Source organism: Haliea sp. (assembly GCF_041395985.1).
Classification (GTDB): domain Bacteria; phylum Pseudomonadota; class Gammaproteobacteria; order Pseudomonadales; family Halieaceae; genus Haliea.
In genome coordinates, this window is record NZ_JAWKZJ010000005.1 from 72,709 (window position 1) to 92,072 (window position 19,364).

General features: G+C 65.1%; 17 protein-coding genes and 1 other RNA gene. 2 read left to right on the top strand and 16 right to left on the bottom strand.

Annotated features, from left to right (window positions below; all coding sequences use genetic code 11):
* Window positions 1-27 precede the first annotated feature (27 nt).
* From ftsA to rsmI, 16 genes are all read right to left on the bottom strand, one after another.
* Entirely contained in the window at window positions 28-1,266 is a 1,239-nt protein-coding gene (gene ftsA / locus R3E49_RS10585; RefSeq protein ID WP_371295024.1) for a cell division protein FtsA, read from the bottom strand.
* Between the two features lie 22 nt (window positions 1,267-1,288).
* Complete coding sequence (locus tag R3E49_RS10590) at window positions 1,289-2,128, bottom strand: cell division protein FtsQ/DivIB (RefSeq protein WP_371295025.1); 840 nt, start codon at window positions 2,126-2,128, stop codon at window positions 1,289-1,291.
* Entirely contained in the window at window positions 2,121-3,050 is a 930-nt protein-coding gene (locus tag R3E49_RS10595; RefSeq protein ID WP_371295026.1) for a D-alanine--D-alanine ligase, read from the bottom strand. The genes R3E49_RS10590 and R3E49_RS10595 overlap by 8 nt, the downstream gene beginning before the upstream one ends.
* The gene (gene murC, locus R3E49_RS10600) at window positions 3,047-4,483 is read right to left on the bottom strand and encodes a UDP-N-acetylmuramate--L-alanine ligase (protein WP_371295027.1); all 1,437 of its coding nucleotides are present in this window, start codon (window positions 4,481-4,483) and stop codon (window positions 3,047-3,049) included. The genes R3E49_RS10595 and murC overlap by 4 nt, the downstream gene beginning before the upstream one ends.
* Complete coding sequence (gene murG, locus R3E49_RS10605) at window positions 4,476-5,576, bottom strand: undecaprenyldiphospho-muramoylpentapeptide beta-N-acetylglucosaminyltransferase (protein WP_371295028.1); 1,101 nt, start codon at window positions 5,574-5,576, stop codon at window positions 4,476-4,478. The genes murC and murG overlap by 8 nt, the downstream gene beginning before the upstream one ends.
* The gene (gene ftsW, locus R3E49_RS10610; RefSeq protein WP_371295029.1) at window positions 5,573-6,727 is read right to left on the bottom strand and encodes a putative lipid II flippase FtsW; all 1,155 of its coding nucleotides are present in this window, start codon (window positions 6,725-6,727) and stop codon (window positions 5,573-5,575) included. The genes murG and ftsW overlap by 4 nt, the downstream gene beginning before the upstream one ends.
* Window positions 6,724-8,085 (bottom strand): UDP-N-acetylmuramoyl-L-alanine--D-glutamate ligase, encoded by a 1,362-nt coding sequence (gene murD, locus R3E49_RS10615; RefSeq protein ID WP_371295030.1) that lies wholly within the window; start codon window positions 8,083-8,085, stop codon window positions 6,724-6,726. The genes ftsW and murD overlap by 4 nt, the downstream gene beginning before the upstream one ends.
* Before the next feature lie 19 nt (window positions 8,086-8,104).
* Window positions 8,105-9,187: a phospho-N-acetylmuramoyl-pentapeptide-transferase gene (gene mraY / locus R3E49_RS10620; RefSeq protein WP_371295031.1), complete on the bottom strand. Its 1,083-nt coding sequence runs from the start codon at window positions 9,185-9,187 to the stop codon at window positions 8,105-8,107.
* Window position 9,188: 1 nt separating this feature from the next.
* Window positions 9,189-10,538 (bottom strand): UDP-N-acetylmuramoyl-tripeptide--D-alanyl-D-alanine ligase, encoded by a 1,350-nt coding sequence (gene murF, locus R3E49_RS10625; RefSeq protein ID WP_371295032.1) that lies wholly within the window; start codon window positions 10,536-10,538, stop codon window positions 9,189-9,191.
* Window positions 10,535-12,019, bottom strand: a complete 1,485-nt coding sequence (locus R3E49_RS10630; RefSeq protein ID WP_371295033.1) for a UDP-N-acetylmuramoyl-L-alanyl-D-glutamate--2,6-diaminopimelate ligase — start codon at window positions 12,017-12,019, stop codon at window positions 10,535-10,537. The genes murF and R3E49_RS10630 overlap by 4 nt, the downstream gene beginning before the upstream one ends.
* On the bottom strand, window positions 12,016-13,743 hold the full coding sequence (locus R3E49_RS10635; RefSeq protein ID WP_371295034.1) for a peptidoglycan D,D-transpeptidase FtsI family protein: 1,728 nt from the start codon (window positions 13,741-13,743) through the stop codon (window positions 12,016-12,018). The genes R3E49_RS10630 and R3E49_RS10635 overlap by 4 nt, the downstream gene beginning before the upstream one ends.
* Window positions 13,740-14,057: a cell division protein FtsL gene (ftsL, locus tag R3E49_RS10640; RefSeq protein WP_371295035.1), complete on the bottom strand. Its 318-nt coding sequence runs from the start codon at window positions 14,055-14,057 to the stop codon at window positions 13,740-13,742. The genes R3E49_RS10635 and ftsL overlap by 4 nt, the downstream gene beginning before the upstream one ends.
* 1 nt (window position 14,058) lies before the next feature.
* The gene (rsmH, locus tag R3E49_RS10645; protein ID WP_371295036.1) at window positions 14,059-14,976 is read right to left on the bottom strand and encodes a 16S rRNA (cytosine(1402)-N(4))-methyltransferase RsmH; all 918 of its coding nucleotides are present in this window, start codon (window positions 14,974-14,976) and stop codon (window positions 14,059-14,061) included.
* Window positions 14,977-14,985: 9 nt separating this feature from the next.
* Window positions 14,986-15,441: a division/cell wall cluster transcriptional repressor MraZ gene (mraZ, locus tag R3E49_RS10650; protein ID WP_371295037.1), complete on the bottom strand. Its 456-nt coding sequence runs from the start codon at window positions 15,439-15,441 to the stop codon at window positions 14,986-14,988.
* Between the two features lie 370 nt (window positions 15,442-15,811).
* Window positions 15,812-16,158, bottom strand: an RNA gene (gene rnpB, locus R3E49_RS10655) — RNase P RNA component class A.
* A 59-nt stretch (window positions 16,159-16,217) separates the two neighbouring features.
* Window positions 16,218-17,057, bottom strand: a complete 840-nt coding sequence (rsmI, locus tag R3E49_RS10660; RefSeq protein WP_371295038.1) for a 16S rRNA (cytidine(1402)-2'-O)-methyltransferase — start codon at window positions 17,055-17,057, stop codon at window positions 16,218-16,220.
* Between the two features lie 84 nt (window positions 17,058-17,141).
* Between rsmI and R3E49_RS10665 the strand changes: the two genes are divergently transcribed.
* The gene (locus tag R3E49_RS10665) at window positions 17,142-18,953 is read left to right on the top strand and encodes a penicillin-binding protein activator (protein WP_371295039.1); all 1,812 of its coding nucleotides are present in this window, start codon (window positions 17,142-17,144) and stop codon (window positions 18,951-18,953) included.
* Between the two features lie 33 nt (window positions 18,954-18,986).
* Window positions 18,987-19,346 (top strand): YraN family protein, encoded by a 360-nt coding sequence (locus R3E49_RS10670; protein ID WP_371295040.1) that lies wholly within the window; start codon window positions 18,987-18,989, stop codon window positions 19,344-19,346.
* The last annotated feature ends 18 nt before the right edge of the window (window positions 19,347-19,364 follow it).

The following is a 19,364-nucleotide window of genomic DNA, read 5'->3' on the forward strand; positions in this document are numbered from 1 at the left end:
TGGCGTGACGGTTTACCGCAAAAAATTCTAGAAATTGCTCTGTATCCAGTTGCGCAGGCGCGCCACCAGGCCCTCACCGCTGGCAACGCTGCGCTGGGCGCTGCCGGCGCGCTCGCCGGCCTGCTTCTGGCCGTACTGCAACAGGCCCACGCCGGTTGAATAGATCGGGTTGCGCACGATGTCGTTCAGCCCCTTGACCGTTTGCGGGTAACCCACCCGCACCGGCATGTGGAAGATCTCTTCCGCCAACTCAACCACGCCTTCCATCTTCGACGTGCCGCCGGTGAGCACCACACCGGCGCGGATGGCCTCTTCATAGCCACTGCGGCGCAGTTCGCCCTGAATGAGGGTGAACAGTTCGTCGTAGCGCGGCTCCACCACCTCCGCCAGCGATTGCCGTGACAGATCGCGGGGGGGCCGGTCACCGACACTTGGCACCTTGATCGTTTCATCAGGACCAGCCAGCTGGGTCAGGGCGCAGGCGTATTTGATCTTGATCTCCTCGGCATGCTGGGTGGGCGTGCGCAGCGCCGTGGCAATGTCGTTGGTCACCTGGTCGCCCGCAATGGGAATCACCCCGGTGTGGCGGATAGACCCCTCGGTGAATATGGCGATATCCGTGGTGCCTCCGCCGATATCCACCAGGCAGACGCCCAGTTCCCGCTCGTCTTCCGTAAGCACCGAGTAGCTGGAGGCCAACTGCTCGAGAATCACCTCTTCCACTTCCAGGCCACAGCGACGAATGCACTTCTCGATATTCTGGGCAGCGTTGACTGCGCAGGTGACGAGGTGGACCTTGGCCTCAAGGCGCACGCCGGACATGCCCAGTGGCTCCTTGACCCCTTCCTGGTTATCGATCACGTATTCCTGGGGCAGGATATGCAGCACCTTCTGGTCAGCAGGAATAGCGACGGCCTGCGCCGCATCAAGTACCCGCTCGAGATCCGGCGGCTGAACCTCGCGGTCGCGAATGGCCACAATGCCATGGGAGTTGAGGCTGCGAATGTGGCTGCCTGCGATACCCACGTACACCGAGTGGATCTGGCAGCCGGCCATCAGCTCGGCTTCTTCGACGGCGCGCTGGATAGACTGCACTGTGGACTCGATGTTGACGATCACGCCTTTTTTCATGCCCTTGGACGGATGTGAGCCGATGCCGACCACTTCCAGCCCCCCCTCTGGGCCGATCTCGCCGACGAGGGCGACGACCTTCGAGGTGCCGATGTCCAGTCCCACGATCATCCTTTTGTCCTGAACGCTGCCCATGGCAGTGATACTCCCCACTGAATTATTTTTCGGCCACGCTGGCCAGTTGCGCGGCGTCAACCGCGGGTTCGCGGAAGGCTACCGCCATGCCGCTCTCGTAGCGCAGGTCTACGCGCTCGACCTCATCCCAGCGCGCAGCCAGCTCACGTCGGTACACCGTTGCAAAGCGCTCGAGGCGATCGCCGAAGTCCACATTCCCCAGTGCCAGCTGCGTGCCGCTGTCGAGTTCGGCGCTGAGGTGCCCGCGCTCATCCAGCGACAGGGCATGCAGGACCAGGCCCAGCGGCTGCAGCAGTTCGCCCAGCTGCTGATAGCTCACAATCAGCTCACGTGCAGAGCCGGTGGGCCCCTCAAGTCTCGGCAGCGATGCCTCGCCTGCCACGCTGGACGACTGAAACACCTCACCCTCGTGGTTGAGAAAGCCGCCCTGCCCCCAGCGCGCGATAGGCAGTTGCTCCTGCACATTGATCTCCAACGTGCTGGGCCAGCGCCGGCGCACACTCACCTGGTAGATCCAGGGCAGCGCCTGCAGCCGCGCGCGCACGTCCTCCAGGTTGGCACTCAGGAACCCACCCACCAGCGCGGGCTGTACCATGTCCTGCACGACTTCGGTCTGGGTGCGATGCAAATTGCCCGTCACGGCAATGCGCTGCACCGGAAGCTCCTGCAGGGCAATCCAGCCGCGCAGGCTCACCACGCACACCACACCGACGCCAAGCAGGATCAGCAGGCGGTTTACCCAGCCACCGAGCAGGCGCAGTCCCGGGCGCATGTCCGGTCGCGGCGCGCGCACGGCGCGACGACGGGTCGCTCCTGCGGAGCCGCGGCGCCGGTGTGCGGCGGTCCTGCGCGTGTCAACCATGCGCACGACCCTCCCAGCTCAATTCGACAATGCGTTGCACCAGAGCCTCGATGGACATCCCCACCGCGCGCGCCGCCATCGGCACAAGACTGTGCGATGTCATACCGGGGATGGTGTTCACTTCCAGCACGTAAAAGCGGCCATCGCGGTCGCGCATCAAATCCACGCGCCCCCAGACTGAGCAGCCGAGGCTGCGAAACGCGGCCAGTGCCAGCGCGCTGGCTTCCGCTTCATCTTCGGCGCTCAGGCCACTGGGGCAGTGGTAGCGGGTCTCGTCCGACAGGTACTTCGCTTCGTAGTCGTAGAACTCCCGATCAGTTTCCATACGGATCGACGGCAGCGTGCTGTCCCCCAGAACCGCGACCGTGTACTCGGGACCATCGATGAACTGCTCGGCCAGAACGGTTCCGCCGAAGGCCGATGCCGTGCGCCAGGCCTGTGCCAGCGCCTCTGCGGTCGCCGCCGGCGCCATGCCGACACTGGAACCCTCGCAGGCCGGCTTCACGAACACCTTGCCGAAACGGGCGATGACCGCGTCCCAGTCGCTGCCGGCTTCCAGCACCACAAAGCCGCCGGTGCTGACCCCCACACCCTGCCAGAGCTGCTTGCTGCGCTGCTTGTCCATGGCCAGCGCCGAACCCAGCACCCCGGAACCCGAGTAGGGAATCTGCAATGTTTCCAGGGCGCCCTGAATCACGCCGTCCTCACCGCCGGGGCCGTGCAGCGCGTTGAAGGCAAAGCTCACATCCTCGAGTTGCGCCACCCAGCCAGCCGTGGACGGATCAACAGCGCGCACCTCACACCCCAGGCTCTGCAACGCGGCGACGATGGTTGCGCCGGTCTGCAGCGATACGTCACGCTCTGCAGAACGACCGCCCAGCAGCACGGCCATCGGCCCTGAACTCGCCTGCTGCCAACTCATGCGCGCACCTCCGCCAGGCTGCCCAGCGCCTGGAGGTCCTGCGCCAGTCGCGCGATGTTGCCCGCGCCCTGGGTAATCACGACATCGCCATCGCGCAGAATTCCACACAAGACATTGGCGACTTCGTCAATGCTCTCCACAAACACCGGTTCCACCTGCCCGCGCTGCCGGATACTCCGCGTCAGGCTGCGGCTGTCGGCGCCGGGAATCGGCTCCTCACCTGCCGGATACACATCCAGCAGCAGCAGCGCATCACAGCGCGACAGCACCGCCACGAAATCCTCGTACAGGTCACGCGTGCGCGAGTACCGATGCGGCTGGTACACCATGACCACTCGGCGATCGGGCCAGGCCTGCCGGGCAGATTCCAGCGTCGCCCGTACTTCCGTCGGATGGTGCCCGTAGTCGTCAACCAGCAGTGCATTGCCGCCCGCCACACGCAGTTCACCCATCACGCTGAAACGACGCCCGACACCGGCAAACCCCGCGAGGCCGCGCTGAATCGCGGCGTCATCCACACCCTCATCGCAGGCAACAGCAATCGCCGCGGTGGCGTTCAGCACGTTGTGCTCGCCGGGCATATTCAGCTGTATCGACAGCGGCGGCAGATCCCCGGGACGCGAGACTGTGAACTCGGTGGTCAGCCCCTGCTTGTGCACGTTCATGATGCGGTAGTCCGCCGCCTCATCGAAGCCATAGGTAAGGAACTGGCGAGACAGGTCCGGCAGTAGCCCGGCAACCACCGGATCATCGATACAGAGCACGGCGAGGCCATAGAAAGGCAGGTTGTGCAGGAATTCGAGGAAGGTGCTGCGCAGGGTCGCAAAGTCACCCCCGTAGGTTTCCATGTGATCTGCTTCAATGTTCGTCACGACGGTCACCATCGGCTGCAGGTGCAGGAAGGACGCGTCGCTTTCATCCGCCTCGGCCACCAGGAAGCGACTGGCTCCCAGTTGCGCGTTGCTACCGGCGGAATTCACCAGGCCACCGATGACAAAGGTCGGATCCAGGCCCGCCTCGGCGAACACCGCGGCAATCAGGCTCGTAGTCGTGGTTTTGCCATGGGTGCCCGCCACCGCGATACCGTGACGATAGCGCATCAGCTCCGCGAGCATCTCAGCCCGAGGAACAACCGGCACACGCGCTGCACGAGCCGCCACCACTTCCGGGTTGTCGGCGCGTACGGCGCTGGAACTGACCACCACGTCGGCGTCGCGCACGTGTTCCGCGGCGTGGCCGATAAACACCTCGATGCCGAGCTGCTGCAGGCGTGCCGTCACGGAACTGGGACGCAGGTCGGAGCCCGACACCGCATAGCCCAGGTTCATCAGGACCTCGGCGATCCCGCTCATCCCGGTGCCCCCTATGCCAATCATGTGAATCCTGCGGATCCGGCGCATTTCCGGTACGGTATAGGCGCTGCGTTCAGTCATGGCGCATCAGCTCCTCGCAAAGATCGGCAACCCGCGCTGTCGCCTGCGGCTGCGCCGCGGCGGAGGCGGCCGCCGCCATCGCCGCCAGGCGCTTTGGGTTGCCGATGTATCCAGCCAGCGTCGCAGCGACCGCCCGGGGCGACAGGTCGGCCTGGCGCAACATCAGCGCGGCACCGCGATCCGACAGCGCGCGCGCATTGGCCGTCTGGTGATCGTCGATGGCGTGAGGCAGCGGTATCAACAATGCGGGGCGGCCCATAATGGCGAGTTCGGCCACCGTCAACGCACCTGCCCTGCAGATCACGACATCTGCCCAGGCGTAGGCCGCCGCCATATCCTCAATGAAGTCACTGACCTGCACGCCTTCATCCAGCAATGCGCCATAGTCGGCGCGCAGGCTCTCCACGTGCGCCTGCCCGGACTGATGCCAGATGCGCACCGCGTCATCACCCAGTCGTTTGCGCAGATGGCGCAGCACTTCAGGAAGCAGTGTATTCAGCGGCTGCGCTCCCAGACTCCCGCCCAGTACCAGCACCTGCAGCGGGCGCTGGCCGTGGTAATCCCACAACTGGTCATTGGCCGCCTCAAGCAGCGAGCGGCGCACCGGGTTACCCACCACGGTCACCGCACGCTGGGCCGGGAATGCGCCCGGAAAACCCGCGGCTACCCGGCTGGCCAACGGAGCCAGCAGACGGTTGGTGGTACCCGCCACCGCATTCTGCTCATGAATCAGCAGTGGTTTGCGCAGCAACCAGGCGGCCAGACCCGCGGGGCCCGCCACGTAGCCACCCATGCCCACCACGCAGGACGGCGCGAGACGCCACACCAGGTGTACCGCGCGCAGACAGGACCAGAGCAGCAACACCGCGCCGAGCGCCGTGTCTGCAAGGTTCTTGCCACGCACACCGCGCACCGGGAGCAGGTGCAGCGGGTATCCCGCCGCCGGTACGACCCGCGCTTCCAGCCCGCGGTCTGTACCTGTCCAGGCGATGCGGTAGCCGCGCGCCTGCAAGGTGTCGGCCACGGCCAGCGCCGGATAGACATGTCCGCCCGTGCCGCCCGCCATCATCAGAACCAGAGGCGCCTCACTCATCCGGCACCCCCTTTACGTGGCGCGCGGGGCGCCGCCTTGGGCAATTCGTTGCCGATGCGCAGTACCAGCGCGAGCATGCAGCAGCAGATAATCAGGCTGGTGCCGCCATAGCTGACGAAAGGCAGGGTCAGGCCCTTGGTGGGCAAGAGGCCGGCACTCATGCCCATGTTCACAAAGGCCTGCCCGGAAAACACCAGGGCCACGCCGTAGCAGACGTAGGCGCCGAACAGCTGGCCCGCAGCCTCGGCTTGCCGGGCGACCCACAGAATGCGGGCGATCAGCGCCGTGAAAAGGAGAATGAGGGCGAAGGCGCCGACAAATCCGGTCTCCTCGGCCCAGATGGAAAAGACAAAGTCCGTGTGCGCCTCGGGCAGGTAGAACAGCTTCTGCACACTGTTGCCGAGCCCCACGCCGAGCCACTCACCACGCCCGAACGCAATCAGGGACTGGATCAGCTGGAAGCCGCTGCCATAGGGGTCGGCCCAGGGGTCGGTGAACGAGGTGAGCCGCTGCATGCGATAGGGCGCGGCAAAGACCAGTGCACCCACGACGATGGGACTGGCGAGGACAATGGTCAGGAAGTGCGTGACCTTCATCCCGGCGAGGAACAGCATGCCGAACGACGTGGCCACCACAATCACCGTGGCACCGAAATCGGGCTCGGCGAGGAGCAGCAGGGCGACCAGTGCCAACACGCCCATGGGCTTGAAGAACCCGCTCCACTGCTCACGGACCTCCCGCGCCTGGCGCACCAGGTAGCCCGCGAGGTACACCACCACGGTGAGTTTGGCGAACTCGGAGGGCTGGAAGGTGAACGGCCCCAGAGGCAACCAGCGCTGGGCGCCCTTCACTTCCTTGCCGATCCCCGGCAGCAGCACCAGCACCAGAAAGCCAAGTCCGACCAACAGCCACATCCAACCCGTCCTCAGCCAGAAGCTGGAGGGAAAGCGGTACACCACTGCGGCGGCCGTGACGGCAATGACGATATAGACCAAATGACGCCGGGTCAGCTGCCACGCGTCCTGGTAGTGCCAGTCCGCGTACTCGACTGAGGCGGAGCCGATGGCGACCAGGCCCACCAGCAGCAGTGACAGTGCGAGCAGGAACAGCGCGGGATCGACGGCGAAGTGCAGGGGCTTAGCCAATCTCATGCGTCCACTCCTTCGCGCAATGCGGCGACCGCCTGCACAAAGGCGTCGCCACGCGCCGGATAGCCGCTGAACATGTCAAAGCTGGCACAGGCGGGTGAAAGCAGCACCACGTCGCCTGCCGCTGCGCAGGCCGCAGCACGGCGCACCGCGTCCGCCATGTCTGCGGCACGCTGTATCGGCAGCAGGTCACCCGCGGCATCCGCTATCTGCCCTGCGGCTTCGCCAATCAGGATCAGGGCCTTGCCACTGGCCTGCAGCGGCTGGCGCAGCGGGCGGAAATCCTGGCCCTTGCCAACACCACCGGCAATCAGAATCACATTGCGTCCGGCGCCAAAACCGATGAGAGCCGCGCGCGTGGCGCCCACGTTCGTGCCCTTGGAGTCGTTGACGAAGCGCACGCCGCTGTGCTCTGCAACCAGCTGACAGCGATGGGGCAGACCTGAAAACGAGCGTGCCGCGGACTGCATCGCCGCCATGGGTAACCCCGCCGCATGACCCAGGGCCAGCGCCGCCAGCACATTACCGACATTGTGCCGCCCCTGAATGCCGAGCTCTTCCACGGTCAGCAAGGCATCGAATCCGAGGCAGAGCCACTCCTGACCGTCAATCTGGCGCAGGCCGAAGCCGTGAAGCTCCGGCTCCTTCAGGCGCCAGCTGGTCACGGCGGTTTCGGCACCGACCAGCGGCAACGTCAGCGGATCATCGCGATTGACCACGGCGTGCGCGCAGCCGCGAAAAATCCGGTGCTTGGCCTGGTGGTACTGCTGCAAACTGCCATGCCGGTCCAGATGGTCTGCAGACACATTCAGGACGGTCGCGACAGCGAGACCGAGGCTGGCCGCGCGTTCAAGCTGAAAGCTGGAGAGTTCCAATACATACAGTTCGCGCTCAGGTGCCAGCAGATCGAGGGCCGGCACACCGAGATTGCCGCCCACGCCAACATTGAGGCCCGCTGCCGCGGCCATTTCACCGAGCAGCGCAGTCACCGTCGACTTGGCGTTGGAGCCGGTGATACCCACTACCGGCGCCTCTGCGGCGCGCATGAACAGGTCGATGTCCCCGCACACGGTGGCGCCTGCCGCCAGTGCCCGCACCACGATGGGGTGGTCCAGTGCAATGCCCGGGCTGACCACCCAGCTCCCGCCCTGCTCGATGACTGCGTCAGGTATGGCGCCGGCAAACACAGGCACATCCGGCATCTCGCGCTGCAGCATGGCCAGCTCGGGGGGCTGCTCACGGGTGTCGATCACCACGAAACGCCGGCCGCTGCGATGCAGGAAACGTGCGCAGGACAAGCCAGTCGCGCCGAGGCCGAAAACCACCTCGTCGCCGCTGCTTGCTATAAGACCCTGTGCCATTGACTCAGCTACTCCCCGCCTAACGCAGTTTCAACGTAGCCAGCCCGAACAGGACCAGCATGACGGTGATAATCCAGAAGCGCACGATGACCCGCGGCTCAGGCCAACCCTTCAACTCGAAGTGATGGTGTATCGGGGCCATGCGGAAGATCCGCCGCCCGGTCAGCTTGAAGGACGCCACCTGCAGGATCACCGAGACGGTTTCCAGCACGAAGATGCCTCCCATGATGAAGAACACGATTTCATGCCGGGTGATCACGGCCACCGTGCCCAGTGCCGCGCCGAGGGCCAACGCGCCCACATCGCCCATGAACACCTGCGCCGGATAGGTGTTGAACCAGAGAAAACCCAGGCCGGCTCCAGCGATTGCGCCGCAGAACACGGCGAGTTCGCCGCTGCCCGCCACATAGGGAATATGCAGGTAGTCGGCGAAATTCACGTTACCCGTGAGGTAGGCAATGATGCCGAGCGCAGAGCCAACCATGACGGTGGGCAGTATCGCCAGGCCATCCAGCCCGTCAGTCAGGTTCACCGCGTTGCTGGCACCGACAATCACGAAGTACGTCAGCAGGATAAACAGCGGCCCCATGCTCCAGGCAAAGTCCTTGAAAAACGGGATATAGAGCTCCGTGGTGACCGGGGTATCAAACGCAAGGTAGAGGTAGAGCGCCGCGGCGAGTCCTGCCAGTGACTGCCAGAAGTATTTCCAGCGTGCCGGCAGGCCGCGTGAATCCCGCTCTACCACCTTGCGGTAGTCGTCCACCCACCCGACCGCGCCGAACACTGCTGTCACGCCCAGAGCCACCCAGATGTAGGGATTGCGCAAGTCCGCCCACAGCAGACTGCTAATGGCGATGGCGACGAGGATCAGGGCGCCGCCCATGGTCGGTGTACCAGATTTGCTGAGGTGCGATTGTGGCCCGTCACTGCGGACGGACTGCCCGACCTGGTAGAGGTTCAGGCGGCGGATCATCGCCGGACCGACCAGCAGCGAAATCGCCAGCGCAGTTCCGGCCGCCAGGATGCTGCGCAGCGTGAGGTACTGGAACACCTGGAAACCGCCGGCGAAGTGGGTCAGATATTCTGCCAGGAATAACAGCATGTCAGTTCCCCGTCTCCCGCAAAGTCGCCAGCAGGCGCTCCATGGCAACGCCACGGGACCCCTTGATCAGTACTGTGTCGCCCGGCCCCAGATCTTCACGCAGCGCCAGGGACGCGGCCTCGCAGTCGGCAAACCATTCGCCGCCCAGTTGCTCCACGGCGCCCAGCAGCGCCGGCCCGACCGCGACCATGCGGTCGATACCCCGCTCCCGCGCATAGGCCCAGACCTCGCGGTGCAATTGCTCACTGCCTGCGCCCAACTCGAGCATCGCGCCCAGCACCAGCGTGCGTCTTCCCGGGCAGGCCGCCAACACGTCAATGGCGGCGCGCACCGAGCCGGGGTTCGCGTTGTAGCTGTCGTCGATCAGCACAGAGCCTCCACGACCGGCGACTCGCGCGCCGCGGCCCGGGACCGGAGCCACACCAGCGAGACCCGCGGTGATATCCGCCAGGCTGAGCTCACAGGCGAGACCGACGGCGATGGCTGCGAGTGCGTTGGATACGTTGTGTCGACCCGGCAGTTGCAGGCGCACCGGAGCTTCTCCGGCGGGCGTGCTGACGACGAACGTCACGCCCTGGGCGCCGCGCGACTGAATGCTGTGGGCGCTGATCGCTGCAGCCTGTTCGAGGCCGTAGTCCAGCACCGTGGCCCCCGCGGCACGCGTGCGCCAGCGCGTTGCCCAGGGCTGGTCGGCATTGACGATGGCGATACCCGCCCCTTCCAGACCCGCGTAAATTTCGCCCTTGGCCGACGCGACCCCCTCCAGACTGCCAAAGCCCTCCAGATGCGCCGGCATGGCATTCAGCAGAACAGCGATGTTCGGTCGCGCCAGCTCGCACAGCCAGGCCACATCGCCCTGCCGGCAGGCGCCCATCTCAATCACCGCAAACACATGCTCCGGCGCGAGTTGCAAAAGGGTCAGCGGCACGCCGATTTCGTTGTTCAGATTGCCTTGCGTCGCCAGCACCGGACCGCGGCGGGACAACACGGCGGCAATCAGGTTCTTCGCCGTGGTTTTTCCAGCGCTGCCGGTAATGGCAATCAGCGGGGCGGAGAAGAGTGACCGGTTGAACGCTCCCAGCTGCCCCAGCGCGCGCTGCGTATCAGCGACCTGAAGCAGAGCCAGCGGTGTGTCGACATCGCGGCTGACCACCGCCGCCACCGCACCGGCTTCCGCGACAGCCTGGAGAAAGTCGTGACCATCGAAGCGTTCACCCTGCAACGCCACAAACAGATCCCCCGGCGCCACCCTGCGACTGTCGGTGGTGACACCGGTAATGCTCAGGTCAGCGCCCCGTAAGCGCGCCTGCAATGGGACACTCAATTCGCTGAGGCGGAGGTTGCGCATCATGACACCGCCCTCTGCTGCAGGGCCCAGGCGGCACTGTCGACATCGCTGAAGGCAAGACGCTGATGCCCGATAATCTGGTAGGTTTCGTGCCCCTTGCCGGCGATCAGCACGCAATCGCCAGGCTGCGCCTCGGAAATTGCCAGGGCAATCGCCGCGCCGCGGTCGACCTCCAACTGCACCCGGCCCTGACAGCCCCGCTGGATATCATCCAGAATTGCCCGGGGGTCCTCGCTGCGTGGGTTATCCGACGTCAGCACCACCTGGTCCGCCGCCGTACTCGCCACCCGACCCATCACGGCACGTTTACCGGGATCGCGGTCTCCGCCGCAGCCGAACACCACAATCAGGCGGCCCTCAACCTGTGGCCGCAAGGCCTGCAGAGCCTTCTCCAGGGCATCGGGCGTGTGGGCGTAGTCGACGATCACCTGCAGGCCCAGGGTGTTGGGCACGCTCTGCATGCGTCCGGGCACAGCGTGCAGACCCGCTGCGGCAGCCAGCACCGCGGGAAGCTCACCGCCGAGCAGGACCGCACAGGTAATCGCCGCCAGCGCGTTGGAGAGGTTGAATACCCCCGGCAATGGCAGTTCCAGCTCGCCACTGCCCCAGGGTGTCTGCAGCTGCGCACGCACGCCACCCGGAAAAGGTTCTGTCTGCCGGGCGCAGACATCTGCCGGCCCACCACTGCTGGAAAAGGTCACCGCCTCTACACCCGCAGGCAGCGCGGCCAGCATCTGCGCGCTGAAAGGATCGTCAGCATTAACCACCGCAAAGCGCAGGCCTGCCTGGGAAAACAGACGCTGCTTGCTGCGCGCGTAGGCCTGCATGCTGCCATGGTAGTCAAGATGGTCTCGCGAGAGATTGGTAAATACCGCCACATCAAAGCGCGTGCCCTGCACCCTGCCCTGATCCAGTGCGTGGGACGACACCTCCATGCACACAGCATCGACACCCTCGGTACGCCAGGCTGCCAGCTGTTGCTGCAGCGACACCGCATCCGGCGTGGTGTTGACCGCTTCCGTGGCCGTGTCGTCGAGCACCGCTCCGAGCGTACCAATGACGCCACAGCGATAGCCTGCGGCGCGCAGCAATTGCGCCACCAGTCGGCTGGTGGTGGTCTTGCCATTGGTGCCGGTGACACCCACCATCATCATCCCGCCACTGGGATCACCATAAAAGCGCGCGGCAATCTCGCCCACCGACTGTGCCAATTCCGCCTGCTCCAGCAGGGGCACGTGGAGGACGTCTACATAACCGGCCACCGGCGGCTCCGCCAGCACGGCGACCGCGCCGCGGGCGACCGCCTGCTCAATGAACTGGCGGCCGTCGTGCGCCGCTCCGGGCAGGGCGAGAAACAGGTCGCCCGCCGCCACACGACGGCTGTCGAGCTGCACGCCGGTGACCTGCACATCCGCCCAGGCGCCGGCCCTTGGGCCCAGCAGGTCAGCCAGGGATACAGCGATTTGCGGCGCAGCCAGGCTCATCCCGACACCCCCGGGGCGTGCGCCGCAACGGCCAGCACGGCTTCAGTGTCATCCGGCGGCAGGTTGAGCAGGCGCAGGGTGCCCTGCGCGACCCGCGCAAACACCGGGGCCGCAGCGGCGCCACCGCCATAGGCCTCACCCTGCGGTTCGTTGATCACCACCACGGTGACGAAACGAGGGTCCGCGGTGGGCGCTATACCGGCAAAAAAGGCAATGTACTTGTTATCCTGATAGCCACCGGGACCAACCTTGTGCACCGTGCCGGTCTTGCCGCCCACCGCATACCCCGGCACCCGCGCGCGCCGCGCGGTGCCGTGTTCTTCGGTGACCCGTTGCAGCACCGCGAGCACCTCACGCGCGATATCCGCGTCCACGACGCGGGTTCCCTCGGGCTCGCGCTCGTCGGCAGCAAGCAGCGATACGGGCGGCATCACACCGTCATTGGCGAAGGCGGTGTAGGCGTGCGCCAGTTGCAGAGGCGTGGCCGTCAGCCCGTAGCCGAATGCCAGCGTGACTTTCTCGATGTCACTCCAGCGGCTGCGGTTGGGCAGCTGACCGGCGCTCTCTCCCGGGAACCCGGTGCCCAGCGCCGCGCCGAAACCGAAGCGACGAAACACATCCCGAATCGGCTCGTGACCGATATCCAGCGCGATTTTGGTCACGCCCACCTGGCTGGACTTTTCGATAATCCGAGAAACCGATATTTCACCGTAGTTGCGTGGATCAGGCAGCGTCTTGCGGCCCACGCGAATGCGTCCCGGTGAGGTATCAATCATGGTCTCGCTTGAAAAACGACCGCTTTCCAGTGCCGCGACCAGGGTGAAGGTTTTCATGGTCGAGCCGGGCTCGAACATATCAGTGATGGCCCGATTGCGGGTCTGGTCGGGACTGATGCCGCGGCGGCCATTGGGGTTGTAAACGGGGTGGTTCACCATGGCCAGCACCTCACCGGTGCGGCTATCCAGGGTCACAATGCTGCCGGAGCTGGCCCCGGTCACCGCCATGGCGCGCTGCAGCTCCTGGTGATGCAGGTACTGCAGGCGCAGGTCGATACTCAACCGCAGGTCCTTGCCGGAACGCGCCGGCTCCAGCACACCGATGTCGCGCACCACATCGCCGCGCAGATCCTTGATGTACTGCTTCTTGCCCGGGGTGCCCTTGAGCCAGTCGTCGTACGCCAGCTCCAGCCCGGCGATACCGCGCCCGTCCAGGTTGGTGAACCCCACTAGGTGACCCGCCACCTCACCGGCCGGATAGTAGCGCTGGTATTCACGCCGACCCGACACGCCGGGCAGCTTCAGCGCCAGCACTTCGCGTGCCTCGGCAGGCACCATATGCCGCCGCAGGTACATGAATGAACGGCCGGAAAAGCGCTCAAGGCGCGCCTGCAGGTCGGGCAGCGGCATATCCAGCGCGGTGGCCAGCGGTGAGAGATCCTCGACAGCAGCCAGCAAACGGGGGTCCGCAACCAGGGAGATGACCGGCGTACTGACCGCAAGCGGCTCGCCGCGACGGTCCGAAATGACACCGCGGTAGGCGGGAATTTCAGCATTGCGCATGGAACGGCTTTCGCCCTGGTCCTGTAGGAAGCTGCGCCCATGCTCGATATCCAGCACCTGCAGTGACAGCACCCTGCCCACCAGCAATGCGAGCATCGCCAGCAGTGCAATCGCGACCAGGTAGAAGCGCCAGGGCGCGACGGCGGGCGCGCGGGAGCGGGTCATGGCCGCACCACCTTGAGGCCTTCCAGCACGGGCGCCTGCATATTCAGTTCGCGGGTGGCAACGCGCTCGACGCGGTAATGAGAGGCCCAGGTGCTCTGCTCCAGCAACAGGCGGCCATAGTCTTCCTGCAGGTACCACTGGTCCGCCTCCAGCTGCTGCAGCACGGCATACAGTCGACGGCAGTCGTGGGAGCTGTGGATAACGCCAAAAGCCGAGCCCAGCACCAGCGCCAGCAGGGTGCCAAACAGCGCGAGGGATTGCAGGCTGACACTGTGCTCAGGGGCGGTAACTGCAGATGTCGCGCGGGCCGCCATATCAGCTGATCTTCTCGGCAACACGCATGATGGCACTCCGCGCGCGGGGATTTGCGGTGACCTCCCCGGGGCCTGCCCGCAGGGATTTGCCCACCAGGCGCATCTGCCGGTTAAGTGCGCTGTCGCGTACCGGGACACCTGCTGGCAAGGCATCACCGCGCGCCATATCGCGCATATAGCGCTTTACCAACCTGTCTTCCAATGAGTGGAAGCTGATCACCACCAGGCGGCCGCCCACTTTGAGCAGGCCCAGGGTCGCCGTCAGCAATGCAGCCAGATCATCCAGCTCGCGGTTGATGAAGATGCGAATACCCTGGAACGCGCGCGTCGCCGGATGCTTGTGCTTCTCCCAGCGCGGATTGGCCTCACTGACGATTTTGGCCAGACGACCGGTGGTGACGATGGGGGCCTCCGCACGGGCGGAGACAATAGCCCCCGCAATACGGCGCGCAAAACGCTCTTCACCGTATTCTTTCAGCACCGTGGCGATATCCTGCTCGGTGGCGCGCGCCAGCCACTGGGCCGCCGTCTCACCACTGCTGGTGTCCATACGCATGTCCAGCGGACCATCGTGCTGAAAACTGAAACCGCGCTCGCTGTCGTCCAGCTGCGGGCTGGAAACACCCAGATCAAGCAGAATGCCGTCCAGGCCGGTGATACCGCGGGAAGCCAGTTCGGTGGGCAGCTCAGCAAAAGAACCGTGGAAGAAACTGAAACGGGAATCTGTGGCGCTCAGTTGGGCGGCGACGGCAGCCGCGGCAGGGTCCTTGTCCACCCCCAGCAGATGTCCGTGCGAAGAGAGCCGCTGCAGGACTGCCCGACTGTGGCCACCGCGCCCAAAGGTGCCATCGACGTAGGTACCATCGCTTGTCGTCACCAGAGCTTCCACCGCCTCTCGTAACAAAACTGTCTGATGCATGCCGCTCACCTACAGGGTCAGAGACATTAATTCGTCGGGCAACTCCGCGTCGGCGCCGGACTCGAGCAGCGCCTGTTCGCGCTCCGCCAGCCACAGCTCCTCCGCCCACAGCTCCAGCTTGTTGCCCTGACCCACCAGCACCAGCTTCTTGTCCAGCTGGGCATAATCCCGCAGGGGCTGGGGCAACAGGCAACGACCATTGCTGTCCATCTCTACATCTGTGGCATAGCCCAGCACCAGGCGCTGGAACCGCTTCACCGCAGGCTTGAGGGCAGGCAATGACTGGATGTGCTTTTCGATACGCTCCCAATCGGGAAGCGGGTAGATCACGAGACACTTCACCTGGGTATCGATGGTGATCACGATCTGGCCATCGCAGAGGGCACGCAACGGCTCGCGCTGGCGCGCTGGCATGGCCAGTCGCCCCTTGGCGTCCATATTGATGTGCTGCACCCCACGAAACACGTCAGTTTCCCCCGCTTATCCGGCCCTTAAAAACCACAAAAAGCCAGATATATCCACTTCTTCCCACTTTTCGACACTATAGGGGCGCAGCAATTGGGGTGTCAAGCGAGCCTGACGCGAAAAACGTTTTAATTTCAGCTAATTAGCGCTGATTGGAGGGCAAAATGATAGCTTCTGGCAGCGTGTGTGAAAGCGAAAATTACCTTAAAACAGAGCGCTAACATCGTATATTAAGGATTCACTTTAAGTTAAAGGCTATTTTCTTCTTCAAGATGGATCGCGTTAGCAGAAATTAACATAAGGAGCGGAGCCAATCGCGCGGGAAATGTCCCCGCGGCAGGCCGGTGAGGCGCAGCCGCAGGGAGGGGAAAAAGCGAGTCGGTCGATAAGCCGGGTTCTGTCGAGGACGATCATTCATCTGCGACCGGCGTCGCCGCCGGCCTGTAGCGACCTACCCGAATCCACTGCGGGCCGCAGCATACGGATTCCTATTTGGTCTTGCTCCGAGTGGGGTTTACCATCGCCACGCCTGTTACCAGCCGCGCGGTGCGCTCTTACCGCACCTTTTCACCCTTACCCGACTTGCGCCGGGCGGTATCCTTTCTGTTGCACTTTCCGTAGGCTCACGCCCCCCAGGCGTTACCTGGCACCCTGCCCTGTGGAGCCCGGACTTTCCTCCCCCGGTACATAACCGGAAGCGATCGCCTGACCGACTCGGCGGCAAGACTACTCGCTGCCAGCGGCGCTGGCAAGGAGAGTCGCCGCTCGCCACCGGCTCACGGGGCCTGCCGCTGCTCCAGCAGAAAGTCGTACAGCTGCTTCTTGCGCAGACCGGTGAGTTCGGCCACCAGCGTCGCCGCGCGCTTGGCGGGCAACTCCTGCGCCAGCCGCTGCAATAACCTCTGGGTGTCCGGGGTCAGGGTGTCGTCGCGCCTGCGCTGACCCGCCACGGCCAGCACAATCTCACCCCGTTGCTGATTGCTGTCACCGGCGACGAAGCTGGTGAGCTCGGCCAAGGGTGCACGCTTCAGCGTTTCGAAGGTTTTGCTGAGTTCGCGCGCGAGCAGGGCCTCGCGCTCGGCACCAAAGGTCTCCAACATCGCCTGCAGCGTTTCCGCCACGCGATGCGGTGCTTCATAGAAGACCAGTGTTGCCGACTCTGACGCCAGATCCTGCAATCGACGCAGGCGGGCGCCGGACTTGGCGGGCAGAAAACCTTCAAACAGAAAGCGGTCGGTCGGCAAGCCTGAGGCACTGAGTGCGGCAATGGCGGCGCAGGGGCCGGGCAGCGGTATGACACGGTAACCCGCCGCCTGCACGTCGCGCACCAGGCGGTAACCGGGATCGGAAATCAGCGGCGTGCCGGCATCGGAGACCAGCGCCACGGCGCCACCGTCCGCGAGACAGGCCATGATCCGGGCCTGAGCACGCTCATCGCTGTGCTCGTGGTAAGCCAAGAGGCTTGTAGTGATGGAGAAATGTTGCAACAGGCGCGCGGTATGCCGCGTATCCTCCGCCGCCACCAGGTCCGCCGCCGCCAGCACGTCCAGAGCACGCGCCGTTATATCGCCCAGGTTGCCGATTGGCGTGGCAACAACATACAGTCCCGATTCCACTGATCACCCTTCGCCCTGTATCATTCATCCAAGCATGGACGTCGCCGCTGTTGGCGGCGATCCTGTTGCAGCCGGAAGGATAGCATGACGCGTACAACGACCCCGATCACCGCTGGCAGCCACTGGGCGGGCCTCGCCCTGGTGCTGGCTCTGGGCAGCGGATGCAGCACAGCGCCTCCCGAGCCGCTCACGCCACCGCCACAGGCGGTAGCGCCGGAGAAACCTGTGGAAGCTGCCCCCGAACTGCCACCCCCCATGCCGGTCAGCCGCTGGGACGACGTTTTCGCTCAGGCCCGGACGGCGCTGCGGGCTCGCGACTGGATGGCTGCAGAGCAGGCGCTGGCGGAACTGCCACGGGAGCTTGCCGGCGAGGACCTTGCCCGGCGGGACTTTCTGCTGGCTCGCGCGGCTTTTCTGCGTGGCGACCTCGAAGGCAGCCGGCGATGGGTTGCCGCCACCCGCAACGCCGCGGCGCCCGAGGCGCTGCGCCTTGAACGCGCCGCGTTCAGCGCCGAGGTAGCACAGCTTGCCGGGGATTGGCTGGCCAGCGCCAGGACGGGAGCCGGCATCCTCTCGGAGCAGGCCGGGGACGCAGCGCTGCGGCGCGCTGTATGGGCCGACCTGAACCGCGCCGAGGAAAGCGATCTGGCGGCGGAGCTGTCCACCACCACAGACCGGGACTGGAGGGGCTGGCTGGAGCTGGCGCTTCTTGACCGGCGCGCGGAGAATCGGCAGGCCCTGCAAGAGGCGCTGCAGCAGTGGCGGAACGAATACCCTGCGCACGCCGCCGCTGCGCCGCTGCCGGGCGGGCTTGAATACCTCGCCCGCGGCCCCGCGTCTCCCACCCGGGTCGCATTGCTGCTGCCGTTGAGCGGACGTCTCGCGCCCGCCGCGCGGGCCGTTCAGGACGGTTACCTGGCGCACTATTTTGCTGCCCAGGCCCGCGGCGAGCCGCCCTATGCACTCAGCTTTATCGACACCACTGCGTTCGAGTCCGCCACGGCCGCCTACCGGCACGCCGTCGCGGGAGGCGCGGAAATCGTCATCGGCCCCTTGAGCAAGGAGGCCGTGACAGAGCTCGGGCAACTGCCCGAGCGACCGGTCCCGGTGCTCGCGCTGAATCGCACGGATAGCAATGCCCTGCAGGGCGGCAGCGCGCTGGTACAGCTGTCACTGGCACCTGAAGACGATGCCCGGCGCGTCGCAGAACTGGCTTACGGTAACGGCGCGCGCCGGGCCCTGGTGCTGCGCCCGGCCGGCGAGCGCGGTGCGCGTAGCGAGGATGTGCTGCGCAGCCGCTGGCAGGCACTTGGCGGCAGCGTTGTCGGCACGGCGAGTTATGCCAGCGCAGAGGCTTACTCTGACAACGTCAAGAACGCGCTCAACCTGAGCCCCAGTGAACAGCGCGCCAGCGATATTCGCAGCATGCTGGCGACCAATATCGAATTTACCCCACGCCGGCGGCAGGACATCGACGTCATCTTCCTCCTCGCCGACTCGCCCGCCGAAGCGCGCTCGCTGAAACCGTTGCTGGCATTCCACTACGCGGGCAACGTCCCCGTGTACGCCACATCCAGTATTTACAGCGGCGTACCGGACCTGCGCGACCGCGACCTTAACGGCGTCCGCCTGACAGAGCTCCCCTGGCTGCTGGGCAGCAACCCGGGCCTGCGGGTCGCCATCGCCGCGGGCAACACCGGCAGCGACAACCTGGCGCGCCTGAACGCCCTGGGGGCCGATGCCTGGCTGGTACAATCGCGGTTCGCGCAGTTGCAGGCCGGTGCCGATGCGCTGCTCCGCGGCGATACGGGGCTACTGCGCCTGGACCCGAGCCTGCGTCTGCAACGCGAACCCGTGTTGGCAGTATTTGATGGCAGCGATCTGGTGCGCCCCTGACCTATACTGCGGCCGATACAGGGAGGTATCGGCATGCAGAACCACGGCGACCGGTATGAAGAACTGGCGGCACGCTGGCTACTCGCGCAGGGTTGGCAGGTCCTGCAGCGCAACTTTCGCTGCAAGCTGGGCGAAATCGATATCATTGCCCTGGATCAGGGGCAGCTCGTGTTCGTCGAAGTTCGCGCGCGGAGTAACCCCCGTTTCAGCTCCGCTGCCGCGTCAGTAGACAGACGCAAGCAGCAAAAGCTGCTGCGTACGGCCAGGTTTTTCCTGCAGTGCAGCACCCGCTGGCAAAACATGCCCTGCCGATTTGACGTACTTGCCTTCGACCCGCGACAATCCGACCCTGAACCGGCGCCGCGGTGGATACGCAGCGCCTTCAGTGCCTGACTCCCCAGCGGCGGATAC

Coding starts and splice junctions, on each gene's coding strand:
- ftsW (WP_371295029.1), bottom strand. CDS start 6,727: ATGAGATTGGCTAAGCCCCTGCACTTCGCCGTCGATCCCGCGCTGTTC.
- ftsL (WP_371295035.1), bottom strand. CDS start 14,057: ATGGCGGCCCGCGCGACATCTGCAGTTACCGCCCCTGAGCACAGTGTC.
- murG (WP_371295028.1), bottom strand. CDS start 5,576: ATGAGTGAGGCGCCTCTGGTTCTGATGATGGCGGGCGGCACGGGCGGA.
- R3E49_RS10665 (WP_371295039.1), top strand. CDS start 17,142: ATGACGCGTACAACGACCCCGATCACCGCTGGCAGCCACTGGGCGGGC.
- R3E49_RS10595 (WP_371295026.1), bottom strand. CDS start 3,050: ATGAGTTGGCAGCAGGCGAGTTCAGGGCCGATGGCCGTGCTGCTGGGC.
- murC (WP_371295027.1), bottom strand. CDS start 4,483: ATGACTGAACGCAGCGCCTATACCGTACCGGAAATGCGCCGGATCCGC.
- murF (WP_371295032.1), bottom strand. CDS start 10,538: ATGATGCGCAACCTCCGCCTCAGCGAATTGAGTGTCCCATTGCAGGCG.
- R3E49_RS10590 (WP_371295025.1), bottom strand. CDS start 2,128: ATGGTTGACACGCGCAGGACCGCCGCACACCGGCGCCGCGGCTCCGCA.
- rsmH (WP_371295036.1), bottom strand. CDS start 14,976: ATGCATCAGACAGTTTTGTTACGAGAGGCGGTGGAAGCTCTGGTGACG.
- R3E49_RS10635 (WP_371295034.1), bottom strand. CDS start 13,743: ATGACCCGCTCCCGCGCGCCCGCCGTCGCGCCCTGGCGCTTCTACCTG.
- ftsA (WP_371295024.1), bottom strand. CDS start 1,266: ATGGGCAGCGTTCAGGACAAAAGGATGATCGTGGGACTGGACATCGGC.
- R3E49_RS10630 (WP_371295033.1), bottom strand. CDS start 12,019: ATGAGCCTGGCTGCGCCGCAAATCGCTGTATCCCTGGCTGACCTGCTG.
- R3E49_RS10670 (WP_371295040.1), top strand. CDS start 18,987: ATGCAGAACCACGGCGACCGGTATGAAGAACTGGCGGCACGCTGGCTA.
- murD (WP_371295030.1), bottom strand. CDS start 8,085: ATGGCACAGGGTCTTATAGCAAGCAGCGGCGACGAGGTGGTTTTCGGC.
- mraY (WP_371295031.1), bottom strand. CDS start 9,187: ATGCTGTTATTCCTGGCAGAATATCTGACCCACTTCGCCGGCGGTTTC.